We start from the raw sequence: 15,420 nt of genomic DNA on the forward strand, positions 1-15,420 counted from the left end.
GGTATTTCATCCGTCGTGAAGCTTGTTTTCATAATAGGTCAGGCGTATTATTTGAAGTAATTTTTAATAATCTGAGTATTCACCTTGGGTGTTGCGCCTTTTTGAGCAGCCACATAAGCACCAACGGCACAACCGTATTGCAGACATTCCTTCGGACTTTTGTTGTGCAGCATCTGGCTGAGAAATGCACCCAGAAAAGCATCGCCGCTGCCTACCGTATCGGCTACCGTAACCTGATAGCCTTTCTGGAAATGAAGTATGCCATCGCTTAGTAAGCTGGCTCCCTTACTACCCTGGGTTACACAGACAGTATCCAGACTAAATTTTTCTGCCAGATGAAAAATATCATCTTCGTGTACTTCCGAGGCTTTTTTGTCCAGATACCACTGCGCAAGAAGTGACAACTCTTCTTCATTGAGCTTTACAAAGTCAGCCTGTTCCAGAAGCTGCCGGATCAGTTCAGCATCATAAAAAGGCTTCCGCAGATTCACATCAAATACTTTGGTTTTGGCCAACGAGAGCAGTTCCAGCAGAGTCGCCCTTGAGGTCTCGCCCCGGGCAGCCAGACTGCCGTACAGAAATATTTCCGAGGATTTGGCTGCGTCTCTAAGTGCATCGGTAGTTTCTATAAAATCCCATGCAGAGGGGTAGACGATTTCATAACTCACATCTTCCGATTTGCTCACATCGGCATACACTTTTCCGCTGGGGTGCTTCTCGTCTTTCTGTATCCATTGGATAGACAGACCTCTTTCGTTGAGGTAATTGAGCAGTGATGCTCCTTCTTCATCTTCGCCTACCCGGGAGACAAAATGGGTAGGGATCTGATGCTGATACAGGTGGAGGGCTACGTTCATTGGCGCGCCACCGGGCAGTCTGCCATCTGGGAAGATATCATAGAGCATCTCCCCATAGCAGAGCACAGATTTTTTGTGACTATACTTTTTCATAATTCAGGCTGGTTTCCATTTCTTCTAAAGATTTTCCATTGGTTTCAGGCATCATTCTGATCACAAAAATGAGTTGCAACACCATCATGCCGCTAAACAGCAGGAAGGTGGTTCCTCCTCCCAATGCCTCGGTGATAATCGGAAATACAAAGGCGATCACAGCGGCCATCAGCCAGTGGGTAAAGCTGCCCAGGCATTGGCCGTAAGCCCTCACCCGATTTGGGAAGATCTCCGAAATAAATACCCAGATCACTGCGCCCTGCGAAAAGGCAAAAAAAGCGATGTACAAGAATAGATAGATAGGTACCCACATGCCTCCAAAAGACTCAGTAAAAAAAGAATAGGAGACCAGCCCCAAGGTGATGATGAGCCCGACTGAGCCAATGAGCATGAGCTTACGTCTGCCCACCCGGTCTATGAAGTTCATGGCCAGCAGTGTGGCAGCAAAATTGGTGATACCAATCCCGGCGGTAGAGAGCAAAGAGGCTTCCGTACCCAAACCGGTCATCACAAAAATACGCGGAGCGTAGTAGATGATGGCGTTGATGCCTGATAGCTGGTTGAACATGGCAAAGAGTATGGCCAGCGTAATGGGGAAACTGTATTTTCTGGAAAAGAAAGGTGTTTGGGTAGCTGCCCTGTCTATCTCGGCTGAATTTTGGATAGATTTCATCTCCGCGACTGCACCCTCGGGATTGCTGATCTTAAGGGTTTTCAGCGCATCGGCCAGATTACCTTTTTTGGTAATCAGCCAGCGGGGACTCTCGGGCACGAATAGTACCAGGATTAGAAAGACCAATGCAGGAAAGGCTTCTACGCCCAGCATCCAGCGCCAGGACAGATCCCAGATGGTGCCAATAAGGTAATTGGAAAAGTAGGCGATCAGGATACCGAATACTACATTGAACTGGAAAAGAGCGACCAATCTGCCCCTGGACTTGGGCGGTGAAATTTCCGAAATATACATGGGAGCAGCCACGGATGAAGCGCCCACGCCTAAACCACCAATGAATCTGAAGAAAAGAAAAAGATACCAGTCGGTAACCAATGCTGAGCCTAAAGCAGAGATCAGATAAAGTACGGCTATCCAGAATAAGGTTTTCTTTCTTCCCCATGCATCCGAAGGGATGCCGCCAAACAGGGCTCCGATTACTGTACCTATAAGGGCAATAGAAACAGTAAGGCCATGCTGTACACTACTAAGTTGCCAGACTGTCTGTATGGTTTGTTCGGCTCCGGAGATCACGGCTGTGTCAAAACCAAAGAGAAATCCGCCTAACGCCACTGTGATTGACCAGAAAAGGATGTGACCGTTTTTTATCATGAGTAGGTTGTTGTGTTTACTCAAATGTAGGCACACCCTTAGCCAGGGAAGTTCAATTCCGTATCAATCCATTTCAAATTTGATACATAGAGAGATAATATTTGTTAAAATGATATAATCAGCGTTTTAATAAAGGTTATTAGTAACAAATTATTAAAAAATAAGCCTTAGGGCTAAGGCTGGCTTTCAAATTTGTTACATCAACTTCTAAAATGGTTACATCAGGTAGTAGAAGTAATGCTGCGGATGTATTCGGAAGGAGAGAGCTGGTATTCATTTTTAAAGACGGTAGAGAAATATGCAGGGGAAGAAAAGCCAACTTCGTAGGCAATTTCGGCAATGCTAAGTTCCTGTAGCATAAGTAATTCTTTGGCCTTAGTCAGGCGCAACTGTTTGATATAATCATTTACGCTCATTCCCAACAAAGCTTTTACTTTGCGATAGAGTTGTACGCGTGATAGTCCTGTCTCTCTGGCAATCTCATTGACACTCAGCTCAGGGTCGCCAAGCTTTTGATCTACGATAGACTTAAATTTATCAAGAAAGACTTTATCCAGCTTATTGACACCTTCGGGTATTTCTATCGGCTCAGTGGAAGATTTGCCCAGATAATGCTGACGCAGTATTTCACGGCTTTGTAGCAGTTGGATGATACGGGCCATCAAATATTTGGTATGAAAAGGCTTGACGATATAGGCATCTGCTCCGGTTTGCAGGCCTTCCACCTGCTGATCGGTTGTATCTCGGGCGGTGAGCAAAATGACAGGAATATGCGAAGTTCTGAAATCAGTTTTGATGGTTTTAGCAAAGGTAATACCATCGGTCCCCGGCATCATAATGTCACTAATGATCAGGTCGGGTACTTCCTCAAAAGCTAATGCCAGCCCCTGGTCACCATCGCTGGCACTTAGCACCTGGTAGTGGGGCTTTAGTTTAGATATCAGAAATTTGTTAAGGTCAGCATTGTCCTCAATCACCAGGATGCTGGTTTCAGGAGAGGAGGTAATGGCTCTAAGTGGCTCTACCTTTTCATTTGCTTCATCTTCGTAAATACTTCTCAAAGGAATATGCTTATAAGCAGGCTCAGTCTCTGTATATTCCTCTTTTTTCAGATGTTCCCTGCCTAAAGGAAGCTTAATTTCAAAGCAGGTGCCCTTGTCCTTTTCACTGTCAATTTTGATAGAGCCATGATGCATCTGTATCAGTTCACGTGAAAGCGAAAGCCCTAAACCGGTGCCCATACTATTGTTTTGTTCTCCCCGGTAAAACCTCTCAAAAGCGTGGGCGATGTGCTCCCTTGACATGCCTCTGCCATTATCTTTGATCAGTATTCTGGCTTGCTTCTTATCGGTGTCCTGCTCTATCATCACCAGTATCTTGCCTCCGTCAGCCGTGTACTTAAAAGCATTGGATAGGAGGTTGAAGAAAACTTTATCCAGCATGGAGTCATCAAACCAAAGCTCAAGCTGGGGCTCAATCGTAACCAGTTGATAATCAATATTCCTTTTGCTGGCAGTAGTTTCAAAGGCAGAGAAAATTTCCTGGATAAAGGATACCAGATCACCACGAGAGGCTTTAAGGGCCATTTTACCATGCTCTATCCGGCGGAAATCCAGTAGCTGACTGACCAATCTCAGCAGGCGGGCAGCGTTCTTTTTTATCAGTTGAATATCTTTATGGAAGGATTCTTTACTGAGAGACTCACTTTCCAGGATATCTTCAATGGAGGTGAGAATCAGGGTAATGGGGGTGCGAAATTCGTGAGAGATATCCGTAAAGAAGCGGAATTTCGCCTGATTGGCCTCTTCTGTTTCCTGCGCAAGTTGCATAATCTGGTTACGCTGCTTCAGGATCTCTTCGTTCTTGCTTTTCAACTGACGATTGGTTTCCAGCTTTTCTTTCAGTGCATAAAGTGCGTAGGCCCCCAGCACAATAGCTGCTACCAGGCTACTAATAACGACATAAAGCAAAGTGCGCTGGTTCTGATACACTGCCAACTGTTCCTGTATGGCGTTCTGTTGATTGACAATATCCTGTTGTTGCTCATAGATTTTTTCAGCCTGTGATTTGATAATCTTGACATTGGACTGATCTATCACTGTGGTTTGGAGAATATTTTCTTTCTCATAAGGCTTGCCCTCCAGGATATTGACAGCCAGCTCTATTGCCTTATCACCACCGGTAGGGTAAAGGAAGGTCGCATCCAGTATCCCATTATTAACCATATCAATACCCAGGCGAGGACCAAAAAGGCCATCAATCCCCAGTAGAATAGGCATATTTTCGGTCTGTGCAGCATCCAGTACCTGATGAGTAGCTCTGGCCATCATATCGTTGAAAGCAAAGATAAGATCAGCCTGCTGCACCTTGTCTAGCTGATTTCGGATTTCCTTTCGGGCAACCTCTTCTTCCCATTGCCCATTGATAGAATCCATGAGCACCAAATCGGGGTGGTTTTTCAGCGCATCTACAAAGCCCTGGTGGCGACCTTGTGCAGGGGTAGAACCAGGTAATCCAGTGATTTCCAGAATCTTTCCCCCTTCCGGGAGCAGGTTAGCAGCATAGGCACCGGCAATACTCCCGATCTCATAATTATCTGCTCCTACATAAGCGGTATAGTTATCGGAAGCGATCTTGCGGTCCACTACAATGACTGGAATACCTGAATGATACACTTCCTCTACAATTGGGGTAATGGGCCGAGCTTCATTAGGTGAGACAATCAGGATGTCTATACCCTGATCTCGGAGAGCTTTAATATCTCCAATCTGCTGCTCATTGCTGGCATCCGCATTCTTATAAATAAGGGTGACGTGCTCATGAAAAGCCAGCTCTTTCTGCATCTCAAAGTACATGGTCTGTCGCCAGTCATCATCATCGACACACTGGGAGAAACCAATCACAATATTGTCTTCCGAACTTAACTGGCAGGAGAAAAAAAGTAGAGGTAAACACAGGGTCGGCCCAGCTATTTTAACCAGGTAATTACTAACAAGTTGTATATAATGCCGAATGCTCATTTGTGCTGCTAGAGGAAATCAATGAAAATAAGATATATTATTTATCTGATAAATAGAAGCCTGAAATTATTACAAATATTTAAAGTTTTGTAATTATCCTATGAAGGCTTGTTCATAAATCGGATAGAATAGAAATGAGCTTTAAAAAGGTTACTATAAACATCATAAATATCAATTTTTATCATTGAGTAATTATTTATGCTCACTAGCAAAATGACGTGAAGCATTGCTACTAATTCATACTAAACATAAGTAGATGTATAGTAAAGAGGGACTAGACAGGAATGAATTTACTTTTTTGTCATGATTACCTAATTTCTAAGAGCATACATCAAGCCCTTTTATCTCAAGCTCAGTGTTTCTTCAATTTCATTCAAGATAAAACATGAGCTTTTAGCTCCTCAATAGTTCATGAGTATATAAGTATATAAGTATATAAGCGCCTAGGTGTCTTGATAAGAACAAACATTCATCCCGAATGAAGAGTTATAAGCACATGAAAAAAGCCTGGCAAAATGCCAGGCCTTAATTCATTTCCATCAAGTAAACAGCCCAATTGCTTTTCCAGCGTCCGCCGAGGCGGTGATTATAGTTTAAAAAATTTATGTGCTCTAGTTCAAAAAATCTGGAATCACAATTATACCTAAACTATTACTAATACCATGCCCATTGGTAAAAAGGCCAGAAACGAGCATTTCTCCTCAATTTCAAAGAAATAATTCCCCATTGCTGTAGAAAATCCCCATCAATTCCCCAATAAGAATTCACTAAAAAAATTCCGATGAGCAGAAATTCCCTGGTAACTCAGCTTTATAAATAACGACAAGTAGAGTTTAGAAATCGCAAAAATGACTCTTCTTATTGGAAATAGGTTTTTTAGGTTTATCAACTTAAAGAAGACTATTGTCAACCAGCAAATTGTGCAATTGTACCTGTGTTACAGACCTTGTGCATCATAACGCGTAACTCTCTTCCATCATCGGAGTAAACTCCTCATGCAAAAAGACAATCAAACTTCAGGTACAAGTACAGGTGCAGCATTGGTGGCGTTGGCAGCACTATGCTGGGGAATATCAGGTGGAATCGGTGGTATCCTCTTGTCTAACGGCTGGAATGCATTTGTGGTATCGCTATACAGAGGCGCTATAGGACTGCTGTTTGTTCTCATCTGGCTATTATTGAGTCCACGGGGAAACGGATTGACAAATCGCAGATTATGGTTCTGGGCGGCCTTTGCCGGGCTTGGAGTAGCTGGCAACTTTGCATTTTACTTTATAAGCATTGGGGAGGGAAGCGTTGCGGTAGCAGCGACATTAATGTACTGTGCTCCAGTGTTTGTCTATCTGGTGTCATTTGTACTTAGGCTTGAAACTTCTACTCCGCTTAAATGGGGTGGGATCGGGATAGTGATTATTGGTATTGTATTGCTTACACGTATTTATAATGTTAGCGAGAGCAGTATTACGCCACTTGGCGTAGGCTCTGGTCTGCTTGCAGGACTTTCCTATGCGGTATTTATTTTTGGCTTTAAGTATGCGGCAAAATACGGCAGCCCGCAGGCGACTTTGGCTGTAGCATTCACTGTACTCGTTATAACCCTCATCTGGCCGAGCGATGTCAGCCAGGCAATTGAAGTCCTGAGCTCTCCAGACTGGCTCTTGTTTGCCGCTCTAGGGGTGCTTGGAGCAGGATTGTCGTTCATTTTTTATATCGGTGGCCTCAATAATACTGCACCCACTGTTGCCTCTATTGTGGCGATGGTTGAGCCGGTTACTGCATCACTATTTGGCGTATTGGTCTTAGATGAAAGGCTGGCGGTTTTACAAATTGTTGGCATGGGGCTGATTTTAATTACCGTGACAGCACTAAGTGTATATTCAAATAATGAGGGGGCCTGACTTGCTACCAAGACTCAAACTAGCTCGGAATCAAGCATTCACTGTTATGTAGAAAAAAGCTTTAAGAATCAGGCTTACAGGCCTTAAAAATGCTAAAGTATGGTTTCAAAGGAAGTATTTCGCCCTTTTTTGAGCCAACGTGAATAAATCATAAAAAAGCTCTTTTAGCAGTGGACAGTTATTTGAGAGACACGATTTGATAACCTTCCTTCAGCAATTCATCTTTAAGGAACTGAATATAAGTTGGGCCTACTTCACAGCATCCACCTACGATAGATGCTCCCTTCTTTATCCAATCCATTACATATTGAGCATATTTTTTTTCATCCAGATCCTCTCTCGTGCTCAGCACATTTACAGTGCCTCCCGGTTTTAGCGCTTCAACGGAAGTAAAACCGTTGGCATATCCTCCGTAAGGGATTTCAAGATGTTGAACTGCTTTTATACCCTCAGCTATTGTTTCTGGAAATGAACAATTAAACAATATTCCTCCTAACGGATAATCGGATATTGCCTCAAGTGCTTCTTGAATCGTTTCACCTGAACGCAGAGTATCAGGATTTTTATCTGACAAAGTAAAGCTCAAAAGCACAGGTTTACCGCTTTCCAGCACTGCTTCTGTAGCTGCCTTTGCTTCTTTGGTATTTGAAATAGTTTCTACGATAAACAAATTAACTTCTGGGGACTGAATAGCTGATATTTGGCGGTACTCATCCTTAAGCTGTTGAAAAGAACGTTCATCAGTGGTGTAACTACCAATCAAGGGCGGTAAACATCCCGCGATTTGTACATCTTCTGCCAAATCCCCGAGTTCATCTCTGGCTTCCCAGGCCATTCGTAATGCTAACTTTTGCAATTTCTCAAACCATTGGATTTCGCCATCACGTTGCAAACGAGTGGGAGTGCAGGTGTAACTGTTGACAGTGATTACTTGGGATCCTGCTGTGATGAAATCCTGGTGAACCTTTTTCACGATCTCCGGATTGTCCATCATCACCCTGGCCGACCATAAGGGGTGTGCAGGTTGTCCTGCCTTCTTAAAAATTTCCTGACCCAATCCGCCGTCTAAAAGTACAATTTCTCTCATAGAATAATTATTTACAGGCACAACTTATTGCTTTCTGGATAGAAGTGCTATCTAATTATACAACCCTGTCATGTAGTATGTGTTCATTATGTAAACACAAGCCCTACATACTAGCAAAAAAACTGATTGCTTATAAGGTTGCTCAATCGTTGCGCACTCGCTATGCTTCAAGGCATAGCTTTTCAACCGCCATACCACTACAAATGAAAAAATCATGCAGTAAAATTGGAGTACTAAGATAAGGTTTCCAGACTTGAAGAAAATAGTGGCTTGTTAAACTTAAAATGTATTATAATGATTAGGAAGTCTGACAAGATATAAGTCTAGAAAATGAATCCGACGCCCAAGCCCATCCATGGTTCTAAATCACCCTCTATGTAATGAGGTGTAAATCCTATTCGTAACATGTTTGTATTGGCGATTTGAAGTTCGTAAGCTATCATTGCAGTAATGGTGTTTATTCCATTTGTATTCAGCAAGGTGCCTAATCCCAGGAGCAGATGATGGTTTCCTATGTGATAGATCTGGTAATTTAAAAGTATAGGAAAACCGGCTACGGTTTGGCTTTCCTCAGTCCATGCCGGAGGAAACAACTCAGCACCTACTCTGGCCGAGAAACGTTCGGTGATGTTATAAGCATAGTTGATTGAATAGAAGCCTCCGTTGCCGGCGAATTCCAGAAAAATACGATGTCGGTTAGGAGCAGTTTGCTGTTGGGAAGAGCTTTCCTGGGCAAAAGCGGGCTCGAATATTTGTACGAAAAAACATATAGTAATTAGCGTGTATCTTGTAGAATTTTTCATCACGTTTACATTTTTCTCTGTCGCAGAATGAATCTATTTAAAAGTATAACCTACACTGACGCCACCCCAGGGATATAAAAAGTTGATTTCTGAGGGAGCAATTAGTGGAGTAAAGCCTGCTCTGATTAGAAAGCCACCATCGGGTGGTTGCCTGCGATATCCGATGGTCATGGTAGGAATAAAAGCACCACTCCCGGTCTCGGTAGATGAAACTGTACCCCCTACCACCGCACCTATTCCTAGTTCCAGAAAGTGCGTATCACCGCCTGCCAAATAGTTAAACATGATGGGTGCTACTATAGCAGTACTAAATATACTTGGAACTACAGATATGCCCACCCTAACGGAAGCTTGCCTGGATATCCGATGATCAATATTGAGTGAGTACGAAATAGCATTACCTCTTACCTCAAGAAAGAAGCTGGTAGGTCTAAAATCTGATTGTATTTTGGCTCTATCTCCCTGGGCAGAAACAGGATTAGAAGAGCCAATGAGGAAAATGAATAATATTATTGCTAAGGTAACAGAAGATAGCGTTTTCAAAATTTATGCATTTTAATTGTACATAATTATTTCATTTCTTGGATACTAGGGCTGATTTGGACTACTATTACTTTCCAGATTTGTATAGTATAAGGCCTTCATCTCCGGCAACCCATATTTCCTCTTCATCGGAAACAAACAGGCAGCAAAGCTCTTTATCCGTAAAAATTTCCTCTTTACTCCAGTTTTCACCTCCATCGCTTGTGCTGAAAATTACTCCCTGTTCATCCTCATTTCCAATGATATAGCCTGTTTGGCTGTCCAGAAAATATATATCCTGTGCGAGTGGTGGGTATGAGTTTATCCCTAACAACTGAGTGCTCCAGGTCTGCCCCCCGTCTGCTGTTTTGAGTATGTAATTCGCGTATTCACGACCAATCACATAGCCAATAAGCCATCCGGTATTTTCGTCAAAGAAGAAACCGCCTTGGAATTGAATTTCGGTTAAAGTTCCTTGCTGATTAAAATTCTGATTTACCCAAGTTTGCCCACCATCCATTGTTTTGCGTATAAAGCTACCATTTGAGTCAAAACCTAGCGCCCATCCGGTTTCGGGATTGACAAATTGCAAAAAACTGGTTGATGCTACATCAAATTCATATTCTTTCCAAGTTTCCCAACCATCCTCGGTTTTTAAAATGGTCTTGTCAATAGTAGCAATCCATGCTCTTTGGGCATCCAGCGGGTATAGGCGATCAATAAAGGTATTTAGCGAAATACTTGACCAGGTACTTCCACCATCAACAGTTTTGAGTAAACCTTGGTCAATTGCGCTTATCCAGCCGTTGGAGGCATCAGAAAAATAAATGTTTCCTCCGGGAACAAACACTGGAAGCGGAAGCCTTTCCCAGCTGTCACCTCCATTTTTTGTATGTATTAGGGTTTCGTAGGCGAGCACCCAGCCCCGCTGGCTATCCAGAAAAAACATATCACGTATGGGATAATCAGTACCAGTTGCCTGAACAATCCACTCATCATCCACCAGCTTTCTCAGTAAATCAAACTTCTCCAAATTGATTTCCTCAAATTCGCAGGAAGTAAACAATAAACTAAGGCACAGGAGTAAATGTCTGATTTTAAATATTCCATCATGGGTGTGCATAGTACGAATGTCTTTTTTTTTCTGATAGAAATTTTTCTGCCCGTTTTCTGATGAATAACTTGTTGGTCATGCCATTAAATGTGGGTTATTTCTCCGAAGCGGATTTTTCAGGCATTGTGCCGAAAACAATATCCCACAGTGGAGTAATTACACCAAAAGCCTCTTTCTCTGAAGAGTAGTGGTGCAGCATATGGTGTTTCCAGAAAAATCTAAAAATATTTTTGGGTGGCTTACGGGTATGTACCTGATAATGAATATAAAGCTGGGTAGCATACCCGGACAAAAAGCCTGGGAACAGAAAATAAATATATTCGCCCACTACAAAGGAGAACAGCAAGAATAAAACAGCATTAATTAACAAGGCCACAGGAATAGGCAAGGCCAGTAAGCCGTGCTCTTTCGGATAGACGTGATGAATACCATGCACCAAATATTGCCAGCTCTTATTTTCCTGATATTCTTCATCAGAGTGGTACAGAAAACGATGCGTAAGATATTCTACTAATGTAAATGCCAGGAGACCTGCTAAGGTCAAGAGCAATCCTGAAAATATTGTAATATCTACCTGAACAAAACCATAGATAGTAATGGCTATAGAAATAGTATAGTATACACTTACTGCCACTTTAGAATTGGTAAATATCAAACGGTTAAGAATAGGGTTTTTGAATAGTTTGATCTGATCCATATCATTATCTTTTTAATAATCTTTTTAGGGTAAAACCTTGATTACATTTTGTATAGCGAGTCTATAGAAACTAAACTTTGTTTTTGAGCCGTTTACCCTAGCTAACTCTGCTGATTGTCATACTTAGATGATAACAGACAGTATCAATGATAAGAGACTTGTTACTGAATAAATAGGAAAAAACGGACATATAGGTAAGCTCATTGCAAGATGCCTCCTACCTCCAGATGACGCTGATTTTTCTTTAAGTATTCAAATGGAGTTTTACCGGTAAACTGTTGGAAGTCACTGCTGAAGTGGGACTGATCGTAATAACCACAGGTATAACTAAGGTCTTGCAAGTTTACCTGCTCATACTGATGACTAAGCTGAAGCGCCCGATGAAAACGGCAGATCCGGAGATAATATTTGGGACCTATGCCTACTTTTTCTTTGAATCTGCGCCGCAAATGTCGGGATGAAATATTAAAGTACTTACAGACTTCATCTATAGGTAGTGTAGGGTCTTGCCGGATAAGTTGTATCGCCCGGTCCGCGTCATCTATCGTAGACCAATTATTATTGAATAATTTACGCAATAGCTGCTCACATAGGTTGACTTTTTGCCAGGAAGAGACTGAGTTAGTGATCTGATCAATTAATATTCTTCCTTCACTTCCCAAAAAATCTTCCAAATCAATGCTATTTTGAGTTAACTCGCTCATGGGTAAGCCAAACAATTGATGGAATCCGGAAGGGTGGAAGAAAATACCGATCATGCCTGAATCACCGCTATGGTAGTGGTAAAAGGGTTGTAGTATCTGACCGGCAATGTGATGCGATGAAAAACCGTCACGTTTGAAAAGTGGTCTGTCAATCCAAAACTCGCCCCGAAACGCAATATTTAAATATGGGCGACCGAATGGTAAAAAATGGTCAGTAAGAATCTTATCAGCGGGCAGATCATATTCTAAAAGAGCATAGCATTTTACATATGGTGCAAGATCAGGGGAAGGCTGAAACTCTTGATACTTGGCAGTTGGATGTAGCATAGTTAAAAGTTTATTGACCTGCGAATGTTTATTCTATAAAGACGTAATCCGTATAGCCACTTCCTTCTCGCAATGGCTTGGTATACTTCGGCAAGCTATCAAGTAAAATAATTTGCCCTGGTCTCCATAATGAAAGAGCCTCTCCCTTGATTTCTGACTCTCCGGAATGCTCAAAAGGAAAGTAAAAGTTACGTGTCCGTTCGCTGTCAAATATGAGAAGGTGAACATACTGACCTTTATGATCTCCGCGCTGCCCTTTGATAATGTATGACTCAACACCAGGAACCTGTTTTTTGAAAGTGGGTGTAAGCTGTTCCCGGGCGAAGCGCTCAAGCTCAGAAGTATCTGTATCTAGTAAAAGAGTAAGTTCTCGGAACGCCATTATTTTCCCCTTACTTTCCTTCTTCATAACTGAAGGTGTTTTCTCATGAGAGCTAGCCAATGATAATAGGCCAATTATTATCAGTCCGCCAGGAAATGATTTTTTTATTAAGTCCATTGATGGTATAGTTTTGTTGAAAATTCACATAATGATCCAATATGCTACTATTCTCCTTTTTAGATGACCTGGCACACAGAACTTCAAAACTGTTTGTCAATCTAATTAGGGAAAGTAATCTCTGGTGAAGCCTGAAACCATGGTACTTAGCATATAGAGTCAGTTTACAATAAATAATTGTTATTAATTTAAAGTTTGCTAATTACTTAATAAACCTCTAATGAGTAGCTTGTAGGTCCGGATGAGCGCTTAACGTGTTTTGATTATTTTCAGGTGAACTTAGCGTTATAGTTGTTTATTCATTGGCTTACATGCCTGTTACTCACTGAGAGCCACTAACTATCCTGAGTTTTCAACCATCTACATTTTTTCTGTTATTTTTTTTATCCAAATGCCTATATTAATGCATGCACTGGATATTCGTTTGCTGCTTAGTGGTATGCTGGCTACCCTCCAACGCCAATTTGATGAGAAACCAGCCTCAGGAGGTTTTTCTTCTGGAAAGAAATAGTGCTGAGCAGGAAAGGCTCAGTCTGGATAGTTATGGACAGTACTGGGTAGATACCAGCAGCTCCTTTACCATAGAGCAGGTCATACAGCAAAGCAAGGATTTTCAGGAAATAAAAGATTTGAATTGGCTGGACCGGTGGAAGTTGCAGTTTCTGCGTACTCCTTTATGGATTCATTTTACGCTTGAAAATAACACAGAAGTGGTGCAATCCTACCATATGTCATTAGGTCTACATGATATTAGCGAAGCCTATGTGTTCGGGGAAGAGCAAATGATTGCGCATTATCATATGGGAAATTTGCTACCCCTCCATCAGCGACCAGTGTCGGTAATCTGGCCCTTCACCAATAGTAATACCATGCCTCTGGAGATTCTTCCCGGAAAAAAAATCCTAATTTATGCTAAAATTCTAAACCCTTACGGTCCTAATCTGGAAGGGAAAAATAACCAATATAATGCAGCCCTCATTCAACCGGATTTCGTAGAAGAAAAATCAATACAGCATCTGCTTTCTTCTATCTTTTGCCAGGGCGCTTTGTGGTTTATCCTGATTTTTCATCTGGTCAATTTCCTGATCAACCGAACCAGGGTTTACCTCTGGTACTGCCTTTTTTTGCTGGCGGTAATCCTCCACATGCTGGACAGTGATTTTTTTTTACTTTATCTGTTACCCCAGCACTATCCTGCCTTCACTGACTATGTTTTTATGGTAGGAGTAGGGCTGGTATTTATCAGTTATTTTCAGTTCTCCAAAGTCGTCATGATTTCTACCCAGAGAGCGGTATGGGCAGAGAAGATATTTACCAGGCTACTTTACGTTCAGATTGTCTTTTTTGCTACTTGGATATTGATCTATACGCTGAACCGCTTCATTTTTCCTGATGGAATATTGATAGGATGGGTTACAATATGGCACACACTTTATCAACTGCTGATCGTCTTGGAGATCGTAGTGGTCGTAATCCTGAATGCGCTCCTCATTAAAGAAATCAGCTCTAATGTGATTCGCTACTATGTGGCTGCCAATACCTACATGGCACTGGTACTGGCTTTACATTTTGCCATGCCCTATCTTCTTCCACAAACAATAGAGGCTAGCAATTACTACCTTAGTTTGCTGGCCAACTATTCTCTTGAAACCAGTATTCTCGGTCAGGTGCTCTTATTCTCTATCGCATTGGCGTATGTGGTGAAAGAGAAGGAACAGACGATGGAAAGAGCTTTTGCCAGTCGTTTATCTGAGGTAGAAATGCAGGCTTTGCGTTCGCAAATGAATCCCCACTTTTTATTCAATTGCCTGAATTCTATCAATCGTTTTGTGGTAAGCCATCAGCCCGCTGAGGCTTCTGAATACTTGTCACGTTTTGCACGTTTGGTAAGAATGATACTTCAGAACTCACAAAGCCCATTAGTACCTCTGGTAGAAGAGATTGAAGCCATGCGGCTTTATATGGACATGGAAGCCCTTCGTTTTGAACACAGATTTACCTATGAGATAAAAATTAGCAAAGAAGTAGAAATTCAGTATATTGAGATACCGCCCATGCTATTACAGCCTTACCTGGAGAACGCCATCTGGCATGGTCTGCTTCACAAAGAAGAAGGAAACGGACATTTGATTTTGGAAATCACAAAGCAGGATGATATGCTTATCTGTACAATTGAAGATAATGGCATCGGACGAGAACAAGCTGCTTTGCTTCAAAAAAACAAAAGCGCTAAGCGAAAGTCTATGGGGATGAAAATAACTTCGGAGAGATTAAGGCTGCTGGAAAGGCAGCGCAATATTAAGGCTGAAGTGCAAATCAAAGATCTGGTAGCAGCGGACGGATCGGCATTGGGTACACAAGTTAATATCAGAATGTCTTTGCACCAACTTGAACAATAAGAGCATGTTTAAATTTTGAAAAGAGCAGGTCAGGACGTAAACTTTGGGTCAACCAAAACTCAAAAGTTTATGCAAA

At 42.0% G+C, this 15,420-nt stretch carries 12 protein-coding genes; 2 read left to right on the forward strand and 10 right to left on the reverse strand.

Features of this window, described 5'->3' with window-relative positions; genetic code table 11:
- Positions 1-47 precede the first annotated feature (47 nt).
- The 3 genes from WJR50_RS26270 to WJR50_RS26280 all read right to left on the reverse strand — a co-directional run bounded on the left by WJR50_RS26270 (position 48) and on the right by WJR50_RS26280 (position 5,294).
- Positions 48-950 carry a carbohydrate kinase family protein gene (locus tag WJR50_RS26270; protein WP_341296288.1) on the reverse strand — a complete coding sequence of 301 codons (903 nt, stop codon included), beginning with the start codon at positions 948-950 and terminating at the stop codon, positions 48-50.
- The gene (locus WJR50_RS26275; protein ID WP_341296289.1) at positions 937-2,274 is read right to left on the reverse strand and encodes a sugar porter family MFS transporter; all 1,338 of its coding nucleotides are present in this window, start codon (positions 2,272-2,274) and stop codon (positions 937-939) included. Before WJR50_RS26275 ends, WJR50_RS26270 begins: the two co-directional genes overlap by 14 nt.
- Positions 2,275-2,495: 221 nt before the next feature.
- Positions 2,496-5,294: a substrate-binding domain-containing protein gene (locus tag WJR50_RS26280; protein WP_341296290.1), complete on the reverse strand. Its 2,799-nt coding sequence runs from the start codon at positions 5,292-5,294 to the stop codon at positions 2,496-2,498.
- Positions 5,295-6,289: 995 nt separating this feature from the next.
- Between WJR50_RS26280 and WJR50_RS26285 the strand changes: the two genes are divergently transcribed.
- Positions 6,290-7,192 carry a DMT family transporter gene (locus WJR50_RS26285; RefSeq protein ID WP_341296291.1) on the forward strand — a complete coding sequence of 301 codons (903 nt, stop codon included), beginning with the start codon at positions 6,290-6,292 and terminating at the stop codon, positions 7,190-7,192.
- A gap of 178 nt (positions 7,193-7,370) precedes the next feature.
- Here WJR50_RS26285 and WJR50_RS26290 read toward each other — a convergent pair whose 3' ends face one another.
- The 7 genes from WJR50_RS26290 to WJR50_RS26320 all read right to left on the reverse strand — a co-directional run bounded on the left by WJR50_RS26290 (position 7,371) and on the right by WJR50_RS26320 (position 12,855).
- A complete protein-coding gene (locus WJR50_RS26290; RefSeq protein ID WP_341296292.1) occupies positions 7,371-8,279 on the reverse strand; it encodes a homocysteine S-methyltransferase family protein in 909 nt (302 codons plus the stop codon).
- Between the two features lie 323 nt (positions 8,280-8,602).
- Positions 8,603-9,082 carry a hypothetical protein gene (locus WJR50_RS26295; RefSeq protein WP_341296293.1) on the reverse strand — a complete coding sequence of 160 codons (480 nt, stop codon included), beginning with the start codon at positions 9,080-9,082 and terminating at the stop codon, positions 8,603-8,605.
- 33 nt (positions 9,083-9,115) lie between these two features.
- The gene (locus WJR50_RS26300; RefSeq protein ID WP_341296294.1) at positions 9,116-9,625 is read right to left on the reverse strand and encodes a hypothetical protein; all 510 of its coding nucleotides are present in this window, start codon (positions 9,623-9,625) and stop codon (positions 9,116-9,118) included.
- A gap of 67 nt (positions 9,626-9,692) precedes the next feature.
- On the reverse strand, positions 9,693-10,727 hold the full coding sequence (locus WJR50_RS26305; RefSeq protein ID WP_341296295.1) for a WD40/YVTN/BNR-like repeat-containing protein: 1,035 nt from the start codon (positions 10,725-10,727) through the stop codon (positions 9,693-9,695).
- A gap of 85 nt (positions 10,728-10,812) precedes the next feature.
- Positions 10,813-11,415 carry a sterol desaturase family protein gene (locus WJR50_RS26310; RefSeq protein WP_341296296.1) on the reverse strand — a complete coding sequence of 201 codons (603 nt, stop codon included), beginning with the start codon at positions 11,413-11,415 and terminating at the stop codon, positions 10,813-10,815.
- Between the two features lie 200 nt (positions 11,416-11,615).
- On the reverse strand, positions 11,616-12,446 hold the full coding sequence (locus tag WJR50_RS26315) for a helix-turn-helix domain-containing protein (RefSeq protein WP_341296297.1): 831 nt from the start codon (positions 12,444-12,446) through the stop codon (positions 11,616-11,618).
- 28 nt (positions 12,447-12,474) lie between these two features.
- Positions 12,475-12,855: a hypothetical protein gene (locus tag WJR50_RS26320; protein ID WP_341296298.1), complete on the reverse strand. Its 381-nt coding sequence runs from the start codon at positions 12,853-12,855 to the stop codon at positions 12,475-12,477.
- Positions 12,856-13,412: 557 nt separating this feature from the next.
- On the opposite strand from WJR50_RS26320, the gene WJR50_RS26325 reads away from it, so the two are divergent.
- Positions 13,413-15,344, forward strand: a complete 1,932-nt coding sequence (locus tag WJR50_RS26325) for a histidine kinase (protein ID WP_341296299.1) — start codon at positions 13,413-13,415, stop codon at positions 15,342-15,344.
- Positions 15,345-15,420 lie beyond the last annotated feature (76 nt).

The sequence above is a fragment of the Catalinimonas locisalis genome, from assembly GCF_038039535.1.
Taxonomy (GTDB): domain Bacteria; phylum Bacteroidota; class Bacteroidia; order Cytophagales; family Cyclobacteriaceae; genus Catalinimonas.

Excerpts from the sequence above, each read along its gene's own strand:
- WJR50_RS26270 (WP_341296288.1), bottom strand. The coding sequence starts at position 950 with ATGAAAAAGTATAGTCACAAAAAATCTGTGCTCTGCTATGGGGAGATG.
- WJR50_RS26275 (WP_341296289.1), bottom strand. The coding sequence starts at position 2,274 with ATGATAAAAAACGGTCACATCCTTTTCTGGTCAATCACAGTGGCGTTA.
- WJR50_RS26280 (WP_341296290.1), bottom strand. The coding sequence starts at position 5,294 with ATGAGCATTCGGCATTATATACAACTTGTTAGTAATTACCTGGTTAAA.
- WJR50_RS26285 (WP_341296291.1), top strand. The coding sequence starts at position 6,290 with ATGCAAAAAGACAATCAAACTTCAGGTACAAGTACAGGTGCAGCATTG.
- WJR50_RS26290 (WP_341296292.1), bottom strand. The coding sequence starts at position 8,279 with ATGAGAGAAATTGTACTTTTAGACGGCGGATTGGGTCAGGAAATTTTT.
- WJR50_RS26295 (WP_341296293.1), bottom strand. The coding sequence starts at position 9,082 with ATGAAAAATTCTACAAGATACACGCTAATTACTATATGTTTTTTCGTA.
- WJR50_RS26305 (WP_341296295.1), bottom strand. The coding sequence starts at position 10,727 with ATGCACACCCATGATGGAATATTTAAAATCAGACATTTACTCCTGTGC.
- WJR50_RS26310 (WP_341296296.1), bottom strand. The coding sequence starts at position 11,415 with ATGGATCAGATCAAACTATTCAAAAACCCTATTCTTAACCGTTTGATA.
- WJR50_RS26315 (WP_341296297.1), bottom strand. The coding sequence starts at position 12,446 with ATGCTACATCCAACTGCCAAGTATCAAGAGTTTCAGCCTTCCCCTGAT.
- WJR50_RS26320 (WP_341296298.1), bottom strand. The coding sequence starts at position 12,855 with ATGAAGAAGGAAAGTAAGGGGAAAATAATGGCGTTCCGAGAACTTACT.
- WJR50_RS26325 (WP_341296299.1), top strand. The coding sequence starts at position 13,413 with ATGAGAAACCAGCCTCAGGAGGTTTTTCTTCTGGAAAGAAATAGTGCT.